Genomic DNA, 24,184 nt, shown 5'->3' with positions numbered 1-24,184 from the left:
AAAAGAAAAACCCCCCTAATGAAGGAGGGCCTGTGGCCTGTAAAGATTCGCAATTATTACTGGATAGTTTTCTTTCGATGACAATGTTCTTTTCGTAGATGTTTTCCGCAAATAGGGAATTTACGATGACAGTGTTTTTTTCGCTGGCTTTTTTTACAAGTACGGAACTTCCTCTTTTTAATAATTTTGCGTTTTATGATTATTGGTCCTGCTGGTTCCTGAGGCCCTGAAGGACCTTGCACTCCTGACAGCCCTTGGGGTCCCTGCGGTCCAATCGGCCCTTGGGGTCCCTGCGGTCCAACCGGCCCTTGCGGTCCAGGTGGACCAGGTGGACCAGGTACGACAATTTCTCCTATTTTTGCGACAAACGCATCTTCATTGCCGTTATAGGTGGTATCGAATGCTCCGGGAGTGGTTGGAAAATTAATGGAATTGGTGAACCCTGTCACATAGGCATTACCGGATGCATCTACCGCGATGCCTATACCTATATCAACCAAACTTCCCCCGAGATAAGAGGAAAACAGTAAGTCAGAGCCCGTTAAATTAATACGAGTCACAAACGCATCCTCAGCGCCGCCTAATGTGGTATCGAAAGCTCCAGGGGTGGTTGGAAAATCGGCGGAAAAGGTGCCTCCTGTCACGTAGGCGTTACCAAATGGATCTACCGCGATACTTTCACCTAGATCAAAACTGCTTCCCCCAAGATAGGTGGAATAGACGAGCCCTGTCCCGGTCAGATTCAGTTTCGTCACAAACGCATCCTCAGCGCCGCTCAAGGTGGTATCGAAAGCTCCGAGGGTGGTTGGAAAATCGATTGATTGGGTGCTTCCTGTCACATAGGCGTTACCGGATGCATCCACCGCGATGCCTCGACCTCGATCACCGCTGCTCCCACCGAGATAGGTGGAGAAGACGAGGGCCGTCCCGGTCAGATTCAGTTTCGTCACAAACGCATCGACAAAACCGCTCATGGTGGTATCGAAAGCTCCGGGGGTCGTGGGAAAATCGCTTGATTCGGTGAATCCTGTCACATAGGCGTTACCGGATGCATCCACCGCGATGCTTAGACCTTGTTCAAGCCCGGTTCCCCCGAGATAGGTGGAATAGACGAGCGCTGTCCCGGTCGGATTCAATTTCGTTACGAAAACATCGTCAACACCGTTAAAGGTAGTATCGAAAGCTCCGGGGGTGGTTGGAAAATCGGTGGAATTGGTGGTTCCTGTCACATAGGCGTTACCGGATGCATCCACCGCGATACTTCGACCCTCGTCACCTGCATCACCTAGGCCTCCCCCGAGATAGGTGGAATAGATGAGCGCCGTCCCGGTCGGATTCAGTTTCGTCACAAACGCATCGCCACCACCGTTGAAAGTGGTTTGAAAAGCTCCGGGCGTGACGGGAAAATCGGTGGAGAAGGTGACTCCTATCACATAGGCGTTACCGGATGCATCCACTGTGATGCCGAAACCTTGATCCAACGAGTTCCCCCCGAGATAGGTGGAATAGACGAGGGCTGTCCCCGTCGGATTCAGTTTCGTCACAAACGCATCCTGAACGAAGTCCAAGGTGGTATCGAAAGCTCCGGGGGTCGTAGGAAAATCGGCGGAAAAGGTGAATCCGGTCACATAGGCGTTTCCGGATGCGTCCACCGCGATGCCTTGACCACGATCATCCCCGCTTCCCCCGAGATAGGTGGAGTAGAGGAGAATCGGATCAATCACCAAGGGAAGCCTGGAATCAAATTCCTCCGTCATCTCAAATCCGATGGTCTTGCTTCCGTCCGCTTCCGATCGGATCACAAAACGGCAGCCTACCGGCTTTCGCAGGTGATCCACGTCTTGATAGGCGAATGGTTTGTGGTCGGTGAAGGTCCCAAAAGACGTTTCGATCAACAAATTCCCCGCATCATCCAGACGGAGGTCATTTGCACCCTCACAAACGAGCCCGATATCGGCCACACGGCCACCTGGCTGCAGGATCACATCATATTTGAGCTTCCCTTCATGCCCTTGAAACACGACATCAATGCCAGGCCAAACCTGCCGGTATGCGACATCCCGGTACAACGGAAGATTCATGTAATGCTGTTGCGGATCGCTACCGCGCAAGTAGTTAATCTTCCCGGCTTCCGGTTCGGCGCCTTCCACATTCATGTCGGAGAGGGCATTTAAAAACCGCCAAGTCAGGTTGACACCCCTCATTCGTCGTTCTCTTTCTTGCTCTTTATGCTCTGGCAAGAACCTATCGATTCCGGATTTGCGAAACGATGAAGGGAGAGAATCGAATTCATAAAAGGTCATTCTTATTTGATCTGGAATAAAGGCGATTCGAAACCCTTTCCCTTGTGTATAAAACGAAATCCTGTGATCCTCTTGTCCGACATTGGTAACGAAAGCAAGAGGGAGCTTTCCGTATAATTCCAATATGCTCTGTATTGTCTCTTCCTCGGGTTGCAAAGCAATCCTCCTTTTCGACGCGTCGTTGATCTAAATATGGTTATGTTAGGACTGAACGGCTTGCCTGTGCATCTATCCTTAATAACAAAACTTCTGTACTTACTTTATTACAGCTGCAGTCTAATACATTATTTACGCGTCTCTGGCTGCCGCTACGTCGTTGTGTAGTTCAGTCATAAGCTAACAGGACACGTTAGTTTAGCGAAACAAGGAGTAGTTGCCTCGGCAGCTACTCCTTGTTTTTATTTAGCTAAAGGGCAGAAAAGCGCAACAAATTTTATCCAGTTACGTCTTAATATGGGGAAAAGGTGCTGTGCACCAAATTTAACCAATAAGGAGCTATCATTTATGAAGAAAGTAATCTTTGTTGTCTTTCTTGCAATCTCAATATTTATTTCATCGTCAACTACTTATGCAGCAGAATATCAAATCAAAATTGATGGTGTTGCTATTACATCCGATGTGAAGCCCGAAATTAAGAACAAACGTACTATGGTACCTCTACGAGTTATTAGCGAAAATTTGGGGGCTAGTGTCGAGTGGTCCAATTCCAAGGTTATTCTCACAAAAAGCGATATGAAAGTAATATTAACACTGAACAGTATTACAGCGGAGATGAACGGAGAAAAGTTGCTGCTTGATGTAAAACCATACATGAAAAATAATCGCATATTTGTTCCACTCCGTTTTATTGCAGAGACGTTTGGCTGCAATGTCAATTACAGCAACTTTGCAGTGACTGTCGATACTGAACCGTTATTCATAGACGGTGTACAAGTAAAAGCATTGCAACAAGAATACCATATGATTATGGGCGGCGTAGTTCAGCAAATAAATGGAAATGCATATAACGAAACCATTTATAATATTTTTGTAGAAAACAAAGGTAAAAAGGTCGAAGCACCTGCAAACTACTCTTGGAGCAACACTATTGACACACTTGGGTCTTATTATAAAAATGAACAATATGATTTTTTAGACCAAAAAGGGAACAGCTTAGTTCGTTTTGATGTTTATTCTTTAATTCATTCTTTTCCATCTGAACTGTTAACAGATTACCCAGAAATTTTGATTCATGACGCAACTAATGATGAATGGTATTTGTTTAGCGATACCGCAAGACAATCCATTCATAAATTAATTGCTACCGCTGCAAAGAACAGTTTTCTGACGATTATAAGTAATACAGTTGTTTAAAGTGATTTTTCTTATTGCACTTACGGGACACGATAGTTAAACACCGAAAGGGCTGCCATATGGTAGCCCTTCATTACGCTAACGGACAGTTTAGTTTTAACCATTCTGCTCATCAAGAGTTATGGTACAATTCGAGAGAGGCAGTATTTATTAGGGAGACTGGGGGTACGATTTAATGAATTCTCATATTCAACTCCGACAAATGCAAAGTGAAGATGTTGATGTAGTTTTCCAAGCACTTGATGACCACTATATTAGGAAACCACTAGACTATATTAAGAGGTGTTGGGAAGAAAATAAGTCTGGAGAACGGGTTACTCTTATAGCTTTCAACGACCAGAAGTTTGCCGGATGGTTACATCTTTTATCTAAATCATATTATCCGTATTTCGAAGAAAGAGGGATTCCAGAAATCAACAACTTTGATGTAGTTCCCTCCTTACGCCGACTTGGCATCGGCAATGCATTGATGGAGGCAATCGAACAAGTTGCATTCGAAAAATACGGTATTGTCGGTATTGGTGTGGGACTCTATTATGATTATGGAAATGCACAACGACTCTACGCTAAGCGGGGCTATATCCCTGATGGAAGAGGAATAATAAATGAAGGCAAGCAGGTGGAACCCGGCAGTTATGTGCTAGTCGGACATGATCTGGCTTTGTATTTGATTAAAGAGAAAACGGGAAATTCTTGACGGATTTTAAGCAAGTCAATGAAGACACCGGTTTCATCTAAATATTAGTACGAAAAGGATTGCAGCCGCTTTGCTGTTTGCAGAGGCCAAGGACGATACAGAACTGGAAAAAAACTGCTTCTAAGCGTGTGAGCAAATCATGTTGAAACCATCGGCTTCACAAGGCGAGTCATCGCCTGTGAGGCCTTTTTCTGGTTGCCACCCGTAATCCCGCTACATTTCACTCCAAATCACCAAAAAAGAATAGCATCACAAAAAAAGCACATAGCGCTTTGCGCATAAAGCGTACCCCGACAAAAACTGGAGATTTCAACGACGAGATGCACTGTGTTAGCTTGGAATAGAGGGGCAGACCTGAACAAACGGCTGGAGAATTAGAATGTACCCCGAAGGGGAGAAAGGAGACAAACATGAATCAACACGCACCGCTTGACGCGAAGCTGCCCACAGGCAAGCGCATAAATCGAGGCACGCATTTTTGGAAACAAGTTTCACGAAACCGCTTTCTTTATATGCTGCTGGTGCCGGTCGCCGCTTATTTGCTACTTTTTAAATACGCGCCGATGGCGGGGGAGATTATCGCGTTCAAAAACTACCGCTTGGCCGACGGCATATGGGGCAGTCCTTGGGTCGGCTTCGAGCAGTTCGGAAAGCTGTTCTCGAGTAAGGATTTTTATGTCGTACTTAAAAATACGCTGCTTCTCAACGTGTATCACCTCATTTTTGCTTTTCCCGTACCCATTTTTCTGGCGATTCTGCTGAATGAGGTACGTATCGAGTGGTATAAGCGGACGCTGCAAAATCTGCTCTATATCCCGCACTTCATATCCTGGATCGTGCTCGGGAGCATCGTCATCGCACTGTTGTCGCCATCTACGGGCTTCGTCAGTTTTCTGATGAAAGGCCTGGGGCTGGAGCCGATCTACTTTATGGCGGATAAGTTCTGGTGGCCGGTTACGTTCATCGTGTCGGGCATTTGGAAGGAAGCGGGCTTTGGCACGATTCTGTATTTGGCGGCGATGGCTTCGATCGATCCCACCTTGTTCGAAGCAGCGAAGATGGACGGGGCGAATAAGCTGAGGCAAATCTGGCATGTAACGCTGCCGGGCATCCGCAGTACGATAGCGATCCTGTTAATCTTGCAGGTCGGCAGAATGATGGATGTCGGCTTTGAGCAGGTGTATGCCCTCCGAAATCCCGCCGTTACGAGTGTGGCGGAGGTTATCAGCACTTATGTGTATACAAGGGGAATCGTGAATTTGCAGTACAGCTACACGACCGCGTTAGGCTTGTTCCAGTCATTAATCGCATTAATATTAATCGTATCGGTGAATCGGATTATTAAAGCATTGGGGGAGAGGGGCTTATGGTGACAAACGGCAAAGCGTGGAAGAAGCTGCACTATCGCCGCGGCTCTTCTTCCAAAGTAATTCACTGGGTCAATTATTTGGTTCTCGCATTATGCGCCTATGCGACGTTGTTTCCATTCGTCAACATTATCGCGGTATCCTTCAGCAGCAGCCGGGCGATTAACGCCGCGGAGGTGTTCATGTGGCCGATTGAATTTAATTTGAATGCCTATGTCAATCTGCTTAGGGATGGTCAGTTGCTCGTCGCCATGAAAAATACGGCGCTGATTACGGTTGCAGGTACGGCGCTCAATATGCTGTTTACGATTATGGCGGCTTATCCGTTGTCAAAGTCAAGGCTTAGAGGCAGAAACATCATGCTCATGGCGATTTTGTTCACGATGCTGTTCAGCGGCGGGCTCATTCCGAATTTTCTGCTGATTAACAGTTTGGGGCTTGTGAATACGTACTGGGCTTTGTGGCTGCCGGCGCTCATTAGCGCCTACAACATGTTCGTGATGAAGTCCTTTCTTGAAGGACTGCCCGATGAGCTGGAGGAATCCGCGCAGATTGACGGGGCGGGAGACGCTGCGATTTTATGGAAAATCATCCTGCCTTTGTCGAAGCCGGTCATTGCGGCGTTAACGCTGTTCTACGCGGTCGGCTGGTGGAATTCGTACATGAATGTACTTATCTATATCCGGAACACCGATAAGCTTTCACTTATGGTGAAGCTTCATCAGATGATCGCGCTGGTCAGTCCGGACATGCTGCGCAGCGGCGAAGGACTGTTGCAGACGGTCATTACGCCTGAGGGTATCCGGGCCGCTGCGGTTGTCATTGCAATTACACCGATCCTGTGCGTATATCCGTTCCTGCAGAAACATTTCATTAAAGGCGTGCTGCTGGGCTCGGTGAAGGGTTAGGAAAATAGTAAGCTATCGAATGCGCTTTAAAAGCGCGTTTTGATATAATAAAAACTATATTGCAGGAGGTCAAGTATGAAACCAAATACAAAAAGCAAGGGACGGCTGCTGCTCATCCTCGCGATGTTGCTGGCGCTGCTGGCAACAGCCTGTTCAAACAAAGAGGGAGAAGCGGGAAGCACGAAAGCATCAAGCGGCAATGACTCTTCGGGGAATGCGAAAAGCGCGGATGATCCGTACGCGGATCTGCCAAAAAAAATTAGCATCTCCACGTTTGACAGAGGGCAGGTATCGAGCGACGAGGGGACATATGAGGATAACCGCTGGGTGAAATGGATCCGCGAGCAATCGGGCATTGACGTTTCAATTGTGCCTGTGCCTCGCAACCAGGCTCAAGACACTTTGAATGTGCTTATAGCCTCAAACCAGGCGCCTGATTTGATTTGGGAGTTTGACCGCTCGTATATCGGAAAGCTGGTGACGCAAGGGGTCATCCAGCCGATCGGGGATTATATCGAAAAGTACAGCACGTCATACAAAAAATATTTGGAAGAAAACCCGGATTTAAAAGCACACTTGACGTTTAATGGGGAAATGTATGCGGTGGCCAGTAAGCGTCCGGTCACGTCGATCGCGAACCACGCGATGTGGATCCGCCAGGATTGGTTGGACGAGGTCGGCATGGAGAAGCCGACGACCGTCGAGGAGTTAATCAAGGTGGCGCAGGCCTTCAAGGAGCATTATCCGGACAGCACGCCGATCGTAGGCGCCAACGCACCCGATATCTACGCCGCCTTGCATGGGGCAATGAACTTCCTCTGGTACTTGGAGGACGGGAAAATGAAGTACGGCGCGACGGTGGATAGGTTCAAGGACGTCATCGGCTTGGAAAAGCAGCTTTACGAGCTTGGCCTGGTCGACAAGGAATATTTCACCGACAGCAACAACCAGCGCTCCAATCAGCTGTGGACGACGGGAAAGGCCGGCATTTTGATGGGCCAATGGGGAATGGGAGCGGTTGACATTCTCATGCAGGATTTGATCTCCAACGTGCCGAACGCTAATCCGGTGCCGCTGGAAGCGGTAGCATCCAAATACGGGAAAAACGGCACGTACCAGGAAGCATCGCCGTTCATCTATGTCTCATTTAATAAGGATATAAAAAATCCTAAGGCTGCAGTCGAGTATTTGGATTGGATCATCGATAAGGGGTGGTTCACGCTCATGAACGGTGAAGAAGGCGTTCATTTCGAGAAATCAGGTGAAGTCGCGAAGCGGATCGACGCGGATAAGTTCACGAAGGAAGTACTGTATGCCAATGAGTATGCCGTGCTGCGGCAGGAAAACATCAAGCCGGAAGATCTGCCTCTTCAAGCGGCCGACGATGCGCTTTCACAGCGAATTGCCGCGTTGAATGCGGAATCTTTGCAAACGGTGTTGAAAAACCCGTTCAAGCGCGATATCCCGTATCAGCCGAATTTCGATGAAATCAATGAAATTCGCTCCACGCTCGATACGTTCATCCGCGAAGCGCGGGCAACGGCTGTCACGCAGGGCGACAAATATACAGGCGATTGGGCCATCGGCGAGATCCGCAAGGAGTGGGAGCGTTTAGGCGGAGCCGAAGCGGAGGCAATCGCGCAGAAATGGTACGAAGAGAACAAAGCAAGCTTTAACTAACGGTGCCGTGAAGCGGACAAGGGGGATAGGCCATGGAACGGGTTCAGAATAAACGGCTGTTTAATGCCATTGCAATGCTTTCTATGGTGTTGTTTCTCCTTGTCTTTTCTTCGATTTTTTTGACATATATGATCTTCAATGGCCAATTGAGCAAACAGCTGACCGCCACAAACATGGAGCTGCTGAGGCAGCAGGAGCACAAGCTGGAGCTTGCCTTGCAAAATATCGATAAGCTGACCATCCAACTGCTGAAAAGCGACGAGGTCGTCCGGTTTTTCGAATACGAGCTGAACGAACAGGAGAGCCGCAACAATATGTTCCGGATCTCGAATTTCATCACGAATGTCATTAATAGCAACGAGTATATATTCTCGATCGATTTGTACTCGTACAAGAAGCAGCGGCTCGTGTCCGGAAATACGCTGACGGAGCAGGATTTGCTGCAGGACTTTCAATGGATTACGCAATTCCAGCAGTTTGACGGTTACTCAAATTGGATGCCGACGCGCAAAATACAGCTTAACCGTTCCAATTATCCGATTTACCGGAACGTCACTACGCTTGTCCGCACATATCCGCTCATTCATTCCCCAGCGGGTAGAAAGGGAGCGGTGGCGGTGAACATCAAGGAGGACGTGCTGCACGGGCTCATCCGGAATTCGACCGAGGAGGACGCAGGGCAGACGTTCGTCATCGACAAGGAAGGCGTTGTTGTGCTGCACGGGGACAAAAGCAAGCTTGGGAAGGATATAAGCGAGTTTCCGTATATCAGCCGGATTATCGAGGACCAGGAAGCGGACGGCCAGTTCTCCGCCGATGTCGAGCAGGTTGCATCCTCCGTTTTCTACATGCAAGCGGATTATTCAGGCTGGAAAATCGTACGCGTCGTCCCTGAGTTTCAGTTGACGCGACCGCTTGCCACGATCCGAAACGGGCTGCTGGTGCTGGCAGTGGTGCTGTTCGTCGTGGCTACCGCATCGGCTGCGGCTGTTGGGCGCTGGACCTTTAAACCGGTCAATCGCTTCATCCAGTCGATGACCAAGCATTTGACAGTCCCGCAGAAAAGCGTCCATGCTCGCAAATATACGGATGAGTTCCAATATTTCGAATCGACCGTCCAGGATATTTTGCAGGACAGGGAGCAGTTGCACCGTCAGGTCATCGAAAGCAAACCGTTCATTAAGTGGCAGCTGCTGACGGATTTGCTTTCGGGCAACCGCAAAAGCACGGCGGCGCTGCATTCGTTCATGAGCCGGGCCGGCGTCTGCCTGCATACGGGTCGTTATATCGTCATGAGCGTGGAATTCGATAACCGGAATGAAATCGCGACTCCCCGCGATTTGCAGCTGTACGCCTACGCGCTGTGCAACGTCGCCGAGGAGCTGATGAATGCGGAGAGCCTTGGGATCGCGGCGGAAACGGGCAATGGAAAATGCGCGATCATTATGAGCTTCGACGAGGCGGACGATGCCGAAAGGCATATGATGCGTGCAGTTGTCGTCGCGGATTTGATGAAGGATTTCGTTCAGGAGTATTTCAACCGCACCATCACGGTCGGCATTGGCGACGCTGTGGATGAGCTGCAGGACCTTCAACTGTCCTATAAGCAGTCCCTGGATGCGCTCCGCTACAAGCTGGTTATGGGCGGGAACTCCATCATAACGCCAGAAGATACGGCGAGTGAGCCGTCGCCAAAATTTTATAAGCTATATGCGATGACGGACGGCATACTGGCTTCCGTCAAGCTGCAGGATGCGGAGAAGATGAGGCAACAGGTGCGAAGATGGTTCGAATCGTTTGCGGAGCATAACATTCCTCCTGAAATGATTGTCCAGCTCATCGTGCAGTGCATGATGAAGGCCGCGACGGCAGCCGCTGAAATCGGCGTGGATGCGGAGCGGATGTTCCCCAAGCATTCGATGTACGAGACGCTCAGCCGTTATGAGCAATTGGAGAAGCTGGAGCAGTTTACGATCGAGGCCATGGAAAGCTTCATCGGGCTGATTCAGCAAAAAAGGAGCGGCCGCGAACGAAACGACGTCATCGATAAGGTTCTGCTGTACCTTCAAGAGCACTATATGCGAAATGACTTGTCGCTTAACCTGCTTGCGAGCGAATTCCGCATCAGCGTCTCGCATTTGAGTAAGTTGTTCAAGGAACAGAAGGAATGCAATTTTATCGATTTTTTGATGGAATTAAGGATGAGCAAAGCCAAGGAGCTGTTGTCGGAAACGGAAGAGAAAATCCGCGACATCGCCGAACGGGTAGGCTACACGAACGTCAACAGTTTTGTGCGGATTTTCAAAAAAATAACCGGACTGACTCCATCGGAATATCGGGAACGCGCCTATGAGGAAATGCGAAAATCGACCCATGAGGAGTGACTGTAATCGTGGCAATGAAAACCTGGAGGTTGACGTCAAAGCTGCTGGTGGTTGCAATGTTTTGTTCCCTATTATGGCAAACGGGAGTAGCCAGCGCGGAACCCGCAGCGGAGTCGCCAGCCGGAATCCGAACGATTCAAATCGCGCCGTCTGACGATACGTATGTGAATGACGGGGCGGCTTCGGAAAACAAAAGCTTCGGGGACGCCCAGACGTTAAGGATAAAAAGCATGCATGCGGACCGTAACGTGTCCCGTCAAGCTTTTATGAAATTCGATCTTAAAGAGGTTGGCGGCGTTATTCAATCGGCCACGATTTCTGTGTATGGGCAGGTTACGGATGGGGCGGGCAGTCAGATCGGCGTGCAAGTGCACGGCGTGGCAGATAACAGCTGGACAGAGGACACGATGACCTGGATGAGCAAGCCGTCCCTCGGGGCCGAACTCGCAGCGGTGACGATAGGTAAGCCAGCCGGATGGCATGAAATCGACGTTACAGGCTATTTGAGGGAGCAGGCTGCGAACGGCGAAGCGGCAAGCGTCGGTTTGGCGCAGAACGTAAGCAGCGGTCTGGTCGTTGATTTAAACAGTAAAGAAAATACGGTGAATCAGCCTTATTTAGAGGTGGTGTTCGCTGAAGTAGAAGATACGGCGGCTCCGGTCTGGCCTGAGGGCAGCAGCTTAATGGGGGGAGCGGTAAGCCCAGCAAGCGTAGACTTGGGGTGGACGGATGCAGAGGATGATGTAAGCGTTACCAAATACCGCATCTATCAGAATGGGGAACAGATTGCTGAGGTCGGAGGGCTGGTCAAGACGTACAGGGCGACAGGGCTGCAAAGCAGTCAAACTTATACGTTCAAGATCGAGGCAGGGGACTCGGCCGGCCATTGGTCGCAGAACGGTCCAACTGTGACGCTGACGATTCCCGAAACCGCTGCGCTTCAGCCTATCGAGGATACTTATGTGAATGACGGGACGGCGAGCATGAACAATTTCGGAAACCTTGACCGTCTATGGGTCAAAAATGTGAATGTCGACCGGAACGTGACCCGGCAAGCGTTTATGAAATTCGATACGGGCCCATTCGATGGCGAGGTGGGTACTGCAACCTTGCATTTCTACGGAGCGGTGACGGACGGAGGCGGCTCCGTCATCGATACGCAGCTGTATGGCGTAGAGAACGTTTCCTGGAGCGAATCGCTTATGACCTGGTTGACGAAACCAGTCGCCGATCACTACCTCGATGCCTTTTCAATGGATAAGACCTGGAAATGGCATCAAGTGGACGTCACTTCCTACGTGAAGTCGCAAAGAGCAGGCGGCCGGAAGACGATTGGCCTAGGCTTTCTGCAGCAGGCAGCAAACGGGTTGGTTATTCAAATCTTCAGCAAAGAAAACCAGCAAAATCAGCCGTATTTGGAGCTCTCCAGCGACAGAGCGACTGCGGGGGCCCCGCAATGGGATAGCGGCAGCGCTTTGCAGCCTTCTAATTTGCGGGAGGACGGCGTCGACCTGAACTGGACGGCGGCAAACGGATCAGAGGACGTGACGGCATACCGCATCTATCGGAATGGGGGATTGGTAGGAACGGTCGATGGTGATACGTTGAGCTATTCGGTTCACGGACTGGAGCTCGGAGGTCGTCATACCTTCAAGGTAGAAGCCGGCAATGGCGCGGATCAATGGAGCAATGACGGGCCTTATCTGACCGTAACGATCCCGAAGACTGAATTGAAGCAGACAAGTCTAGGCAACGTGTTCACGGAAGGCGAGCCGGTCAAGTTCGAAGTGGCTACGCTGCGGCCTAACGTCCGTTGGACCGTTCGCGACATGTATGGCGCAGTATTGGCTGTAGGGGATGCGCAAACCGTGGCAGGCACAGCAGTCGTAGAGGTGTTATCCCCGCGCCGGGGTTATTTCTTGCTGGAGGCCTCAATCGAGGAAGCGGGAAGCGAGCCGATCGTGCTGCGTACGCCTTTTGCCGTCCTGTCACCGTTCGATGTTAAAGGCCTTCAAGACTCGCCATTCGGCATCGCTGCGCATTTGCACCGCACCTCTGTAGGATGGAGTGCGGACTTGGCCGAACTCATCGCGAAAGCAGGAGCGAAAACCGCACGCGGCGGCATGGAATGGTCCAGCATCGAGAAAGAAAAGGGAGCGTATACGTTCTCGCCCCAACCGGACTTTTTCATGCGGAAATTAAAGGAAGAAGGCGTGAAGGCGTTGTTCGTATCGGGTTACAATAATCCGTTTTACGACAACAACGGCACCCCGTATACGGACGAAGGGCGTGAGGGCTTCGCTAATTACGCGAATGCCTATGCGGAGCATTACAGGGATCAATTGGCAGGCGTTCAGGTCTACAACGAATTTAACGGAGGTTTCGGAAAACGGGGCAATAGCCCGGCGAACTCCCAGCCCGACTACTATTATAAGCTGCTCGTAAAAACCTATGGAACCGTAAAAGCAAACAACCCAGACATGCCGGTAATCGGCATGGTGACGGCCGGCATTCCTCTTGGCTGGATAGAGGAAGTATTCAAGCTCGGCGGATTGGAATACATGGACGTCATTTCGGTGCATCCGTACCGGTATCCTCAGACGCCGGAAGGCATGGTGAAGGGCCTTCAGGATTTGCAGGCTCTGATTCGTAAATATAACGGAGGCGAACTCAAGCCGATCTGGATTTCGGAAATCGGCTGGCCGACCCATCAATCGGCAAGCGGGGTGGACGAAAAAACGCAAGCTGATTATTTGGTTAGGGCGCATGTGCTGGCACTGGCCAACGGAGTGGAGAAGGTCGTCTGGTATAACTTGATGAACGATGGCTTGCAGGCCGATTACAACGAGCATAACTTTGGACTTATCCGGTTTGCCGACGATCCGTTGGGAGCGTATACCCCTAAACCTGCTTATGTCTCTTACGCCGCGATGGCCAGAGAGCTGACAGGGGCGTCATTCGTGGAGCAGGAGTCGTCCGCCGACGGGATTAGGAGCTATGTTTTCGAAAAGGAGAACAAGCCGCTTCGCGTGCTGTGGGCGCATGAGGATAAGAGCGCGGCAGTTTATACCGACAGTCCGCTTGCCATTACGGATCTTTCGGGAAATACGGAAACGTTCGTTCCTTACGACGGCAAAGTATTTTTAACTCTGACAGGCGAGCCTCTCTATATAAAAGGGAACGTTGAGCGGATCGTGGCGGACGGAACCTTCTCGATTCAGGGGGAGGAGCATTTTGCAGGAGAGCCTGCGGGCTTCACCGTAAGGCTTGCCAATGCAGCTGATAAAAGCGTTTCTTTCTCCATGGACGTGGAAGGGGTGAACTATCCGCTTTCCGCACAGAAGGGGCAAACTGCCTACAAACGGCTGACGGTCCCGAATGCCAGCCAGGCAGGCTTCCGGATGGCAGTAGTCACTTTACTGGATGGAGAGCATAAGGTCGGCAGACTGCAGTATGAGGCCATAACCCGCGTTTCCAGCGAGGTTAAGGTGCGCCCTGTATTGGAGGAGCTTGAGGATGGGAATTACAAGCAAACCTTAAGTGTCGAAGTGAATAACTTCAGTAAGACGAATGCATTGGCGCTGAAGGAAGTCAGTTGGGGGCTGGGAGGTCAATCCGGTCAGGAAGCATGGAATGCGGCCGTGTCCCCGGAGGGAACGCTCCGTCTGAGCATCCCGCTGAACGGTCTGTCCCTTGGGCAAAATCATCAAGCGCATGTGCAGGTCGAGTTTGCAAACCGCGAGCCGTTCGTATATGAGGGCAATCTGAGCTTCCAGCCGATCGGGCAAAAACCGGGCGAAGCGCCGACGATCGATTTGTCCCAGAGCACGGTCAAGGTCAGCAATTATGGCGGAGATGACGATTTAAGTGGAGGCATTTGGCTCCATTACGACAAAGATCGTTTTTATTTGACGGCCAAGATCAAGGATAATGTACATGCCGCGCCGGCCAAAGGCGAGGAAATATGGAACAATGACGGCATTCAATTCGGCATGGCCTACGGCATCCCAGGGGAAGTGAAGGAATGGTTCGAGTACGGCATCGCGGACACCCCCGAGGGCCCGCAGGTTTACCGCTGGAGAACGACGTCAGGTATAGATACGGGTCCGGCAGGCAAAGCGGAAGCGACGGTCACGCGGGATGAAGAGCAGAAGCTGACCGTTTATGAGCTTGCGCTTCCGTGGTCCGAATTGGCGCCGATTAAACCGGTGAACGGAGAATCGGCAAGCTTCTCGCTGCTGGTGAACGACCATGACGGCACTGGCAGAAGGGGTTGGATTGAATGGGGATCGGGCATCGGCTCCGAGAAGAGACCAAGCTTGTACCGGTCCATGCAGTGGATGCAGGTGCCATCGCCGCCGGTCGTTAATCCGCCTTCGAGCGGCCCCGGCTCCGCTTCGGGTTCAGGAAGCTACGTTTCGGCAACGGGGAGCCTGGTTATTCCGCCGGGAGCAGCCGGCGAAGTTTCGTTAGGAAAAGCAGTGCGAATCAGCATTCCCGCAGGTGCTTCGGTAGAGTCCGTTCATTTTACGATAGAGGAGCTTAAGGAGTTTGAAGCGCTTCTGGAAGAGGGAAAGCAGCCGCTTAGTCCGGTGTTCGAATTGCTGAAAAATAAAGCAGGGTTATTCAAGAAGCCGGTCACCTTGAGGTTTAAATACGACCCATTGCCGCTGGAGACCGGGCAGTATCCTTCGGTGTTCTACTACGACGAGCAGACGGAGCGGTGGATTGAAATAGGCGGCGAGGCAGACGGCGGTCATATCACCGTCCAGACTGATCATTTTACAAAGTTCGCCGTATTTGCCGTGGAATCTAAGGGAGAATTCCCGTCTTTTTCCGATATTGGCGGTCACTGGGCAGCCATGCAAATTACTGAAGCGGTGAAGCAAGGACTTGTCACCGGTTATCCTGACAGTACATTCAAGCCGGAGAGTGGGCTTACCCGGGCGGAATTCGCGGTCATGCTGGCTCGGGCGCTGAAGCTGCCGAACGCTGCTGAAGACGCAAAACCGTTCGCAGATGACCGCGACATTCCCCGCTGGGCGAAACCGGACATTTACAAGGCGGTTCAAGCCGGTATTCTTGAAGGCTATCCTGACAGCACATTCGACGCTGGATTGGAAATCAGCCGGTCGGAAATCGCGGTTATGATCTGCAGGGCTGCTGGGCACATAGGGGAAGACTTCGCTGTCGAGGAAGATAGCGGAACGGAAACCTCCTTCTCTGATGACAAATCGATTCCTGCATGGGCCAAGACGTCAGCAGCCGCAGCGGCTGAGCTCGGGCTGATGAAAGGCCGCAGCGGCAACCGATTTGCTCCGCAGATGAAGGTGACCCGGGCGGAAGCCGTCGTGCTGCTGCTCCGGCTTATGGATCTGAAGGGCTAAATAGGCTTTACCATAAAATGCGGCCCCGTTAGTTTATCTCGCGGGGCATGCTTTGGAGGCGGCATGAAATCATGTTGATTACCGGGACGGAAGTTTATCTAGACCGATTGCACGCTTATATGACTTCTAGCCATAATGGCAGCTGGGGGATGGGCTTCGATCATTGGGATTGGGTGCCCGGCGTCGGCTTGATTGCGATGATGGACTATGGGGTCGCGATGAAGCGGAACGACGTAATTTCGTATGTGAAGGATTGGGTAGAACGGAATAAGCGTCTGGCAGGAACGATGAAGGTCATCAATTCGACGGCACCGTTCGCGGTATTGCCAGAGCTGTATCGTCAAACGGGCAACGAGTGGTGTATTGAGCAATCACGTCAAATCGCCCAATGGATGCTGGAAGAAGCCCCCCGAACGCGCGAAGGCGCTTTTGAGCATACGGTGACCGAAAAAGCCCAGTTTCCCGAACAAGTATGGGCTGATACGTTGTTCATGGCGGTCTTGTTTCTGGCTAGGCATGCCAGGTTGACCGGTGACTGGAAGGCAGCGGAAGAAGCGCTTCAGCAGACGATGCTACATCTTCGCCTGCTTCAAGATCGCAAAACGGGCTTGCTGTTTCATGGTTGGGATAGTCAGTCGGGTCATCATATGTCAGCAGTCCGCTGGGCTCGCGCTAATGCGTGGATCGCTGTTGCCATACCGGAAATTGTGAAGGAAATACGTGAGTTAACGGCAATACCGAAGCAGCTTACAGAGTGTTATGTACGACTAGCTGAGGGGCTGCGCTTATGCCAGTCCGGAGATGGGCTCTGGCATACTGTATTGGACCGGCCGGATTTCTATAAGGAAGCCTCTGGCAGCGCGGGCATCGCCAGCGGATTCATAAAGGCGGTACGAGCCGATATGCTGGATTCTTCCTATTTAGCCACAGCATGGAAAACGGTGCAGGGCCTGCTGCCGCTGATTACCGCTGAAGGCGAAGTGACCTCCGTTTCGGGGGGAACGCCGGTCATGCCGTCCGCCGAGGCCTACAATGGGATCCCCCTATATCCAACTCTTTACGGACAGGGGCTGACAATGATGCTGCTTACGGAAGCGGCTAAGCTAGATAAGAAAGGAGGAGATAGGTCGTGGAAGCTTTAGACACTAGGCGCATGCTGCTCCGTCTCATTCAATCAAAGGAGACGCATTACAATCCTCAGGTTCGTATGCTGACATCGCCCTTCAGCAGCCCAGGTTATCATACAACGATAAAAAAAGCCGATTTCATTCATTCCACCCGAAGCTCGTTGATCTATGCACTAGGCTTGCTGGATACGGAGCTGGAGGAATATGAACAGCGTGCCTTCGACATTATCCGGCAGGTTATTTCGCTGCAGGAAACGGACCGGAGCCGCAGCACCTTCGGCATTTGGCCGTGGTTTTACGAGGAGCCTCTTGAGAAGATGTCTCCGCCTGATTGGAACTGGGCTGATTTTTGCGGCAAGCAGCTTGTGCTGTCTGTTTTGCGTCACGGACACCGTTTTCCGGATGAATTGCTGGATGAGGTGCAGGGGGCAGTCTATCATGCATGCGATGCCATTATGATCAGAAATGTCGGACCGAACTATACGAATATCGCTATCATGGGGGCGTTCGTCACCTTAATCGCCGGCGAGCTTTACAAGCGTGAGGATTACCTTGCATATGGTCTGGAACGCCTAGAGAAGCTTCGTGCTTTTACGCAGGAGCGGCAAGCCTTTCAAGAGTACAACAGTCCTCCTTACACGTACATCGCCATCCTGGAACTGTCCAAAATAGCGGTGGAAACGAAGAACACCCGCGCCAAAGCGATCAGCGAAGAACTGGCTGATATGGCCTGGAAGAGTGTGGCTGAGCATTATCATGCCGCGACCGGGCAGTGGGCTGGACCGCACAGCCGCTGCTACCAAACGCTGCTGAGCGATCAGAACAAAGCATTCCTGCAGCTGGCGACGGCGGGGAATCTAAAGTTTTTCCCATGGGGGGAACTTCCTTATGAAGAGGAATGGTATAACAGCGGATTCGAGTGTCCGTCAAAGTATATCAGTCTTTTTCTTACAGCAGAGAATCGGGAATTAAGGCAGTGCTACGAATCCCAACAAGGCGGCGGGCAGGGAAAATGGGCAACGACCTTTATGACCCCAAGCTTTGCGCTTGGCAGCTTCAGCCGGGAAATTCTGTGGAACCAGAGACGAGCGCTGCTTGCTTACGTCGATAATGGGGGAGAGTCTACCTATCTTCATTTACGCTGCCTGCATGACGGCTACGATTATTGCTCTGCCGTTTTTTACTCGGATCAGGTTGACACCCATGTGCTGTTTGGCGTTGGTTTCCTGACAAATGGGGGGGACACTCATCCTAGTTTGGACAAAATGGACGGGAGCATCGAGGCCTCAGACTTCAGACTGCGTTTGGAAATCGGCGGTTGCCTGGAGCGCATCAGTGCGCAAACCGACCAGGACGGGGCTGAGGTTCGAATCCATAATACGCCGGTGCGGTTGCATAGCTGGCATACGGCATTCGGCAATACCCTTCCAGATGAAGCGGCACCGTGGAAATGGGAGATTAACCGGGTAGAGGGAGTAATGGGGATCGATCTTGTTATCTATGCCGGTCAAAGAAAAACGATAGATTTTCGGAATATGAGCAGTGCGGCGTTTCTATTTTCGCTCATATTCGGACATCGTGAGGAAGACTTCGTGCCGGAAATTGAAGACAACGCAGAACAAGTTAGGTTAAGAGGCATGTGGCGGGAGCGGGAGCTGCAGATATCAATTCCAGCTTGTCCAGTAGAGCAGTAGCTTCTGGCGAGAAGTATGTAGTTCTCACCCGATGATGTAGACCTATGCGGCAGTCGCATAGGTCTTTTTTTCATAGTATAACAGCACCATAATAAATCCCTTCTCTCAAAATATTCTATAATTAGGAAGGCAAATATATTAGGTTTACGGAAAAATTTAGTTTTACATTGTTGAGCTAACGAGTAATATTAAGCTAACGGACAGTATTATGAAATTAAAGTTAATAGCATCATTAATTAGAAAATTATTAAAACTGACATGAAACGATTGCAAAGAAAGGGGAATATAATTTGAATTTTAAATTAGTTGACTTACATAATCATCTAAAGCAGTTAAAAGAATTAGAAAATACCTCATATTATGAATTTCTGAAGGTACCATCAACGAGTGTAGGGCTCTATAAACTGAATAAGGGCGAAAAAGATAACCAAAAGCCACATACTGAAGATGAGATTTATTTGGTAATTGAAGGTAAAGCATCGTTTCTGAATGGAGATCTATTTACTGAAATTAGTAAAGGGGACATCCTATTCGTAGAAGCAAACAAAGAACATAGATTCTATGATATAACAGAAGACCTAACTACCCTTGTCTTTTTTTCACCAGCAGAACACTCAAATAAATAAGTTAGTCAAGTGGACAGTGGAAAATATGAATAAATTTAGGGATATGATAAAGATTTTGCAATTCAGGAATTGAAATTAGGAGACGACAAAAGAATATGGCACGAATACATGGGAAAATAGAAATTGAAAAAGTTTGACCAATTGTAAAATAGCGCTTAATGATTCAAATGATTTTGTAAGAGGTCATGCTAATAGTGCATTTGATGATATTCAATTTTTCAAAAAATTAACAAAAACGATGTGGTGCATGCACTACTTTATTACGCTTACGGGATACGATTGTTCAATAAAACCATATGAAGGCTGCCAACTTCATCTCCTCGGCAGCTTTCTTTTTCATTGCCATTCAGACAAGCCTTTCCACTCGATCGGGTTTATAGTATGCTAGCCATATAAGGGAGGAGAGGGAATCTATGGTAAAACAACTGATCGTCGGAGACGCCATGCATGAGCTGGCCACTACGCGCCGCATCTTGGAGCGCTTGCCCGAGGAGCATATGGCGTGGAAGCCGCACGTGAAATCGATGACGTTGGGAGGGTTGTCCACGCACCTGATCAACCTGCTGAACTGGCAAGTCGCGATTTTTCTTTACCCGGAATTCGATCTTTCGACCGTGCCGCTTCGGCGGGAACCTTTGGAAAGACGCGAAGACGTGCTGGAGGAATTCGACGCGAACGTCGTCAAGCTTGAAAAACTGTTAGCCGAATGCGACGAGAAAACGCTCGGCGAGGAATGGACCTTGCGGAACGGCGAGCATATTATCCTGCGCCAACCGCGGGCGATCGCGCTTCGCACCTTCGGATTAAGCCACATGGTCCACCATAGGGCGCAGCTCGGGGTTTATTTACGGCTACTTGATATTCCGGTGCCTGGCCTCTACGGTCCCTCGGCCGACGAGGAAGGCAAATGAACTAAGACGCGCCGAAAAATCGCAGGGTATCGGCATGACCGACGGTACTCTGCGACTGTTTTTTCGTGACGAATGCTTTTTTGTCGCCGGGCATAGCGCAAATGGCTTGCTTTTCCGCTAAGCGGCAATCCGCTCAACGTTCGCAGTTCGGCCAGGTAATCCAAGAAAATATTGTCATATGGATGGAAAAGACACATATAGGCTACTTACAGCTAACAGTTTTCGCCGGTTTTTTTACAAAGACAGGGCATTTATTTTTATGAATGGAAAACGCGGATAATAATTATATGACACCAAATACTGTCGGGTGACAAGAACTTGTACTCATTGATTGCCGCTTAATATGCGGCTTTTTTACTTTATGAGAACAAGTTCTTATCATTGGTCGATGACAAGAACTTGTTCACCGACTTCTTCCCTTCCGCAGCGGCCGGTGGTCTCGATCCGCATTGGCTGGAGCAATGCGTTACGAGCCATGCCTTTCAAGCTATGAGCAGGCGGAACTAACGGGCAGTTTTAGCGCAACTTAGAAAGGTGCAAGAATGTTTGATCATTTTGACGAATACTCTAGGTATGGAATGAAGTTCGGAGTTAATGAGTTGACTTTTATGATTATAAGTAAAGATCAACTAATTGAAGTAAAAAAGCTTCGTGATCTGGAACTTCCTTTTTTGATCAATTCATTATTCAAGATTACAGACTTCCAATTGATGAAGAATCTTCTTATCTACTAATCGTATAATTCTATAATATGGTATTCTATTAACGAATAAAATCGGGACATGAAGCCGTCGAGTCGGTTATGGAGGATCCTATGAACATTACGGGTATACAATCTGATTGGAAAGTGGAAAAAATCGAATTCGCCAAATTAACGGGAGAACGAGCCAGAAGCGCGGGGGCCAATGGCAGAATCGGCATTCATGGCAAAAGCTGCACAGTGGATATCGCCAGAGTTACGATCGACGGGCAGACGGGTTACGGAAGCTCTATTCATATGACGCCGGAATGGGCCGAAGACATAATAGGCCGCCGATTGCTTGACTTATTCGACGACCGGGGCAGACTGCGCGAAGCGTATCGTTTGCAATTGGAATATCCAATGTTCGATTGGTTAGGCAAAAGACAAGGCAAACCAGTTTATGAATTGGTGTCGGGTGCCCACTTGGAAAGGGGAGTCCCATTGGTTGTCCCCTGCTATGATACCTCTCTATACTTCGACGATTTGCATCTGCCTGATGAGAGAACCGCGGTCGCGTTGATGCAAGAGGAAGCGATACAAGGATATGCGAAGGGCCATCGTCATTTTAAGATTAAAGTTGGCCGGGGCGGACGCCATATGCCACTCTGGGAAGGGACAAAACGAGATATCGCGATCGTACATGGGATCTCGGAAGTGGCAGGTCCCACAGGCAAGATCATGATCGATGCGAATAATGCATATAATTTGAACTTAACGAAAGAGGTCTTGGCGGCTTTGGAGGATGTGAATCTGTATTGGCTGGAAGAAGCGTTCCATGAGGATGAAGCCTTGTACGAGGACCTGAAGGAATGGCTCCGGCAACGTGGGCAGAATGTGCTTATCGCGGATGGGGAAGGACTTGCCTCACCGCATCTTATTGAGTGGGCGACTCGCGGCCGTGTCGATGTGCTGCAGTACGATATCATCTGGCCCGGCTTCACGCATTGGCTGGAATTAGGCGAGAAGTTGGATGGGCATGGTTTGCGGTCTGCGCCTCACTGTTACGGCAATGCATATGGCATTTACGCATCGGGACATTTGTCAGCCGCGGTGCGCAACTTCGAATTTGTGGAATACGACGACATTACAATTGAAGGAATGGATGTATCTGGGTATCGAATCGAAAACGGAGAGATTCATATTCCGTCCACGCCGGGTTTCGGAATCGTCTTCGACGATGAACTTGTAACAAACCTTATAAAGCGATCCGGCTGGTCCCTGAGAAACCGGTAATAAGCCAGAGAATATAATGATGTTGGAATACGGATTTCTATTATATTGTGGATAAGCGCTGTTGCGATGCAATAGCGCTTATTAGTGTGGTCAAGAGCAGTGGGGATCGCTTATTATGCGCGGATTTTTTATTTTATGTTACCAGATTCTTGTCCAAGCTTGAGTACAAGAACCTGATAACATTGCCGTGTAAGGACAAGAACATAATAACATTACCGTATGAGCCGGGAGGATAATAGAATAAAAGCCCGGTTTATAACCGGGCTTAAAGGACCTGAAACATTACTATTTGTTTCTTACATACTCAACCCATTGCTCATGCAGCTCTGACTCAGAACATTGAAAAATTTCATTAAAACCATTGGGATTTCTAATCACGTTATTTAATGCATCTAATCCATATTTATCAACAATGAACTCCACAATTAAATAAGAAAATTGAAATCCTTTCATCGTTTCAAAATCCCAAGTATCATTATTTAACTCTTGAAAAGACGGGATAACATGATTATGAATGGTATCTAAAGTACTGTTTTTGATGAATTCTTCGCTCATTCCTTTTGATTCAAATCCTCCAATACCCTGACGCGCCCATTTTGGGGCAAGCGGATTAATGTCAGTGATTAACCACATTGTGAACAAGTGTAAGGTTGATTTTAGAATGGATTGATACGTATGCTCTGGTCCAGGATTCAAAGGAGAAACAATTTTTAAATAATTCTCCTCAAAAGTACCCATGAACCAATTGGGAGCATTTTCTTCTCCTACAGCTTGATGGAAGGTAGGAAGATCTGGATAAATTTCAATGATAATTTTCCTGGATGGCTGGTGTTTATATTTCAATGAAATTCTTTCAACATTATCCTTAAGCTTATTAAATAAGTCTTGATGAACCTTCTTCAGACTATCAGTCATATCATTTGTTTCACTTTTATTTACTATTGATATCATATCTTGAATAGACATTATGGCAATGTCACCCCATACTTTTAATTCTCTTCTTAATTTCTCTAATGATCGGTACAACCTGTTCTTTACTGCACTCTCACGCATTCCAACGATATTGGAAATTTCCGACAAGGTGCAGTCAACAAAAAAACGCAATGAAATAATCTGTTGGTCTAGCTCGTTTAGTTTTTTTAACGCTGAACTAATATCAATACGGATTTCAACATACTTAGCAAAATCAAGAGAGATAGACTGTGATTCGTAACCTGTAAAATCATAGGGGATTTCTTTTTTTCGTGATAAACTTCGAAATTCATTTTTCGCTATATTCTGAGCAATTTTGAAAATCCAAGTGAATAAACTGGATTTTTCTTTAAATGAATGAATGTTTTCTATTGCCTTTAAGAAAACGTGCTGCGTTAAGTCATCCGCAACCATTGGATTTACTTTCAACGAGAGATATTTGCAGATTCTTTTGCGATATTGATCATAGGCTATTTCAAATTTTTCAATGTTTCCCTGTTCATCCGGATAAACAGGGTTTTTGTCATGAGCTCCAGACATGGTAAGAACCTCCTCTTGACCTTACATTCAATTAGACACCGCAGGGAGGTGAAAAGCCACATACAATTAAAAAATAAATCTCGAATTGATCTTTTTCCCCAGGGAGGGGCTGGAGACAAGCTTTTAGTCAGGCCAAGGCAAGAATAAGCTGCCTATTAGAAGCAAGGAGTAGGTAGCAAAAACTTAATTGATTCTTTTAATGGAATTGTTGGTAAAGACTTAATCTCCGCCGGCATTGCTGTGGCGAAAATGACCTTAAC

Annotated in this window: 14 protein-coding genes; 12 read left to right on the top strand and 2 right to left on the bottom strand. The window is 48.9% G+C overall.

Features of this window, described 5'->3' with window-relative positions; all coding sequences use genetic code 11:
• Positions 1 to 56: 56 nt before the first annotated feature.
• Positions 57 to 2,459, bottom strand: a complete 2,403-nt coding sequence (locus HI950_RS29185; RefSeq protein WP_169089130.1) for an SBBP repeat-containing protein — start codon at positions 2,457 to 2,459, stop codon at positions 57 to 59.
• 348 nt (positions 2,460 to 2,807) lie between these two features.
• On the opposite strand from HI950_RS29185, the gene HI950_RS29180 reads away from it, so the two are divergent.
• The 12 genes from HI950_RS29180 to HI950_RS29125 all read left to right on the top strand — a co-directional run bounded on the left by HI950_RS29180 (position 2,808) and on the right by HI950_RS29125 (position 22,412).
• A complete protein-coding gene (locus HI950_RS29180) occupies positions 2,808 to 3,656 on the top strand; it encodes a copper amine oxidase N-terminal domain-containing protein (protein ID WP_169089128.1) in 849 nt (282 codons plus the stop codon).
• A gap of 175 nt (positions 3,657 to 3,831) precedes the next feature.
• Positions 3,832 to 4,353 (top strand): GNAT family N-acetyltransferase, encoded by a 522-nt coding sequence (locus tag HI950_RS29175; RefSeq protein ID WP_169089126.1) that lies wholly within the window; start codon positions 3,832 to 3,834, stop codon positions 4,351 to 4,353.
• A gap of 410 nt (positions 4,354 to 4,763) precedes the next feature.
• Positions 4,764 to 5,726, top strand: a complete 963-nt coding sequence (locus HI950_RS29170; protein ID WP_169089124.1) for an ABC transporter permease — start codon at positions 4,764 to 4,766, stop codon at positions 5,724 to 5,726.
• Positions 5,720 to 6,628, top strand: a complete 909-nt coding sequence (locus HI950_RS29165) for a carbohydrate ABC transporter permease (RefSeq protein ID WP_169089122.1) — start codon at positions 5,720 to 5,722, stop codon at positions 6,626 to 6,628. Before HI950_RS29170 ends, HI950_RS29165 begins: the two co-directional genes overlap by 7 nt.
• A 75-nt stretch (positions 6,629 to 6,703) precedes the next feature.
• Positions 6,704 to 8,308, top strand: a complete 1,605-nt coding sequence (locus HI950_RS29160) for an extracellular solute-binding protein (RefSeq protein WP_169089120.1) — start codon at positions 6,704 to 6,706, stop codon at positions 8,306 to 8,308.
• A 32-nt stretch (positions 8,309 to 8,340) separates the two neighbouring features.
• Entirely contained in the window at positions 8,341 to 10,692 is a 2,352-nt protein-coding gene (locus HI950_RS29155) for a helix-turn-helix domain-containing protein (protein ID WP_169089118.1), read from the top strand.
• 14 nt (positions 10,693 to 10,706) lie between these two features.
• Complete coding sequence (locus HI950_RS29150) at positions 10,707 to 16,079, top strand: CBM96 family carbohydrate-binding protein (RefSeq protein ID WP_223285579.1); 5,373 nt, start codon at positions 10,707 to 10,709, stop codon at positions 16,077 to 16,079.
• A 71-nt stretch (positions 16,080 to 16,150) separates the two neighbouring features.
• Complete coding sequence (locus HI950_RS29145; protein WP_169089114.1) at positions 16,151 to 17,221, top strand: glycoside hydrolase family 88/105 protein; 1,071 nt, start codon at positions 16,151 to 16,153, stop codon at positions 17,219 to 17,221.
• Positions 17,209 to 18,900 (top strand): hypothetical protein, encoded by a 1,692-nt coding sequence (locus tag HI950_RS29140; RefSeq protein WP_169089112.1) that lies wholly within the window; start codon positions 17,209 to 17,211, stop codon positions 18,898 to 18,900. Before HI950_RS29145 ends, HI950_RS29140 begins: the two co-directional genes overlap by 13 nt.
• A 290-nt stretch (positions 18,901 to 19,190) precedes the next feature.
• Positions 19,191 to 19,526 (top strand): cupin domain-containing protein, encoded by a 336-nt coding sequence (locus tag HI950_RS29135; RefSeq protein WP_169089110.1) that lies wholly within the window; start codon positions 19,191 to 19,193, stop codon positions 19,524 to 19,526.
• Positions 19,527 to 19,939: 413 nt separating this feature from the next.
• The gene (locus HI950_RS29130) at positions 19,940 to 20,437 is read left to right on the top strand and encodes a DinB family protein (RefSeq protein ID WP_169089108.1); all 498 of its coding nucleotides are present in this window, start codon (positions 19,940 to 19,942) and stop codon (positions 20,435 to 20,437) included.
• An 814-nt stretch (positions 20,438 to 21,251) separates the two neighbouring features.
• Positions 21,252 to 22,412 (top strand): enolase C-terminal domain-like protein, encoded by a 1,161-nt coding sequence (locus HI950_RS29125; protein WP_169089106.1) that lies wholly within the window; start codon positions 21,252 to 21,254, stop codon positions 22,410 to 22,412.
• Between the two features lie 285 nt (positions 22,413 to 22,697).
• On the opposite strand, the gene HI950_RS29120 is transcribed toward HI950_RS29125, so the two are convergent.
• Positions 22,698 to 23,924, bottom strand: a complete 1,227-nt coding sequence (locus HI950_RS29120) for an RNA polymerase sigma factor (protein WP_169089104.1) — start codon at positions 23,922 to 23,924, stop codon at positions 22,698 to 22,700.
• Positions 23,925 to 24,184: the final 260 nt, after the last annotated feature.

Origin of the sequence: Paenibacillus sp. PL91 (genome assembly GCF_012935325.2) — a bacterium.
In the GTDB taxonomy this organism is placed as follows: Bacteria; Bacillota; Bacilli; order Paenibacillales; family Paenibacillaceae; genus Pristimantibacillus.
Note: the sequence above shows the minus strand (reverse complement) of the source record. Positions and strands in the feature narration are given on the sequence as shown.

Bases quoted from the DNA above. Each gene is read 5' to 3' on its own strand.
- HI950_RS29165 (WP_169089122.1), top strand. From the start codon at position 5,720: ATGGTGACAAACGGCAAAGCGTGGAAGAAGCTGCACTATCGCCGCGGC.
- HI950_RS29125 (WP_169089106.1), top strand. From the start codon at position 21,252: ATGAACATTACGGGTATACAATCTGATTGGAAAGTGGAAAAAATCGAA.
- HI950_RS29180 (WP_169089128.1), top strand. From the start codon at position 2,808: ATGAAGAAAGTAATCTTTGTTGTCTTTCTTGCAATCTCAATATTTATT.
- HI950_RS29145 (WP_169089114.1), top strand. From the start codon at position 16,151: ATGTTGATTACCGGGACGGAAGTTTATCTAGACCGATTGCACGCTTAT.
- HI950_RS29150 (WP_223285579.1), top strand. From the start codon at position 10,707: ATGAAAACCTGGAGGTTGACGTCAAAGCTGCTGGTGGTTGCAATGTTT.
- HI950_RS29170 (WP_169089124.1), top strand. From the start codon at position 4,764: ATGAATCAACACGCACCGCTTGACGCGAAGCTGCCCACAGGCAAGCGC.
- HI950_RS29160 (WP_169089120.1), top strand. From the start codon at position 6,704: ATGAAACCAAATACAAAAAGCAAGGGACGGCTGCTGCTCATCCTCGCG.
- HI950_RS29175 (WP_169089126.1), top strand. From the start codon at position 3,832: ATGAATTCTCATATTCAACTCCGACAAATGCAAAGTGAAGATGTTGAT.
- HI950_RS29130 (WP_169089108.1), top strand. From the start codon at position 19,940: ATGGTAAAACAACTGATCGTCGGAGACGCCATGCATGAGCTGGCCACT.
- HI950_RS29120 (WP_169089104.1), bottom strand. From the start codon at position 23,924: ATGTCTGGAGCTCATGACAAAAACCCTGTTTATCCGGATGAACAGGGA.
- HI950_RS29155 (WP_169089118.1), top strand. From the start codon at position 8,341: ATGGAACGGGTTCAGAATAAACGGCTGTTTAATGCCATTGCAATGCTT.